Source organism: Pseudomonas sp. P5_B2 (assembly GCF_056400445.1).
In genome coordinates, this window is sequence record NZ_JBFULH010000723.1 from 1 (window position 1) to 1898 (window position 1898).

1 pseudogene is annotated in these 1898 nt (G+C 52.8%); it reads right to left on the bottom strand.

The features are described from left to right. Positions 1-1898: pseudogene (locus AC1DRJ_RS26025) on the bottom strand (hypothetical protein); the annotation flags it as partial.

Below are 1898 nucleotides of genomic sequence, written 5' to 3' on the forward strand. Positions count from 1 at the left end.
GTGCGTTGGTCAGACTCTGCGGTACATCGTCGCTGATTCTGGGGGCGAAGTTTTTTACCAGCCCTTTGTCATCCAGCAGGGTATCCGCCAGTTTTGCGCGCCATTCCACTGTTTTCGGTAATGCCAGCGTTGCAAATTCCTGTGCGGTGACCGCGCAATGGAGAGTGTCTGATTTGAGTTTTGTGAGGTGTTGCTGCAATTGCCCCAACGGATAGTCGTCACTGCATTGCAGTTCGAGTACACGTTGCAGCATGGGGATGTCGTAGGCGGATTCTTTGACCCAGCGTGTTATCCAGTCCAATTGCATCAGGATGTTCAGCAGGCTGAATGCGGGGTCAGCTTCATTTCTCAGGATGACTTGATCTATTTCGCCAGTCAGAGTGCCAATCGAAGTCATCCCCGTTTCAGGAGAGAKGGCTAACGATTGCAGGATCAGATCCGTATTTTTTCGATCTGTGTATTCGTCAAAGTGACCGACCTTCCATTTGATGATTCCCCCCGTCAGTGATGTCTGGCTATTGGGGTTAGTGGTTTGAATCTTGTCGATGTCGATCCATGGCGCTTCGATCTCGCCTGGCGCTTTGGAAAAATGGAGGACAAGTCGTTGATCTTTTTTGGCATCGGCAAACCATTGCGTGTTTGTCCGCAGGGTTGAACCGGCATGCAAAGTCGCTTCACCAGGGCCGCCCTGTTCCGGAAGCTGGAAAACGGCGCGCATCTCGAAATAATCTTTTCCCTTACGGCCGCTTATGCGAAAAATACGTCGGCCGGAGTCGCCGGTCGCCAGGCACCTGGAAATGCTGTCCCCTCCCAGCAAATTGACCAACGTAATACTGTCGGCAATCGAATGCCCAAACATTCGCGCTGTCCGTGCCTGGCGATAAATGGATGACACCGTGGGCAAATCACACTTGAGCGAACCCAAGTGTTTTTGAGTGTTTTTGACAACCCACAATAGTGAGTCCTCTGTCTTAGGCAGGCCAAGGCTGACGCTCAAATGCTGGTGGATGGCGTGAGACGCTGGATCCGAATCATCCGCCTGGAAGGCACGACCATCGAGTTCGAGCGGTGTATCAAACACACGRGCCTGATTGAATACCTTGTCAAACAGGGACGTGTTGTCGCCGGTCGAACAGGGAGATACCTGGTGCAGCACGGCGGCGAACTCTTCAGCCTTGATCGAGTACTGGCGGTTCAGATAGCGAAAAATACCCAGGGCCCGGATGGCGTAGTTGTTCAACTGCATCTGGTCATTTTTTTTGGGCAGATTCGATTCAAATGCGCTGCACAACAAGGCGTCCAGATCGGTGAACGGAATATCGAGCCAGCGCTGAAGACGGATCATTCGATGCAAACGCTCGAATCGTTCCTCGGTCGCGTTGGCGATTTGCGCAGGTTTTATTTCTTTATCCATGGTCATGCTTTTGTCGTTGACCGCTTGAGGACCGTTTACATAGCGGGCTCCAAAAGGCTGTGGGGAAGGCGCTGACAGCATGTACTGTGGAGAGCTGTTTGGCGCGTATTTGCCTTGGGCCAGCAAGGCTTCCATTTGCTCGGCTTTAAGTTCGGTTCGTTCCAGGAAGGTGTTGATTGTTTCCAGACCAGAAATTGACGCGGTTCCGTAGATTTTTTCCCAGTGGATGTCTTTTTGAGAGCGCTGTTCTTCGGGGGTGAGTTTGGCGTATGCAGCATCTTCCAGGACTCTTTCAGCCCATGGCCGTTCCGTCAGCAATGCTTGCTGTTTTGGACCCAGCCCGGACATCAGCAACTGAGCGGCATCCGAGGAAATGTCCAGCCCCTTGCCGTACAAGGACGCGTCGTAAGACCGCAGAGGCAGGAATTCGCTGACGAGGTAATTCAGCTCTCCGAGTGTCGGTTTGTTCCCCCCCAGCCCCAGC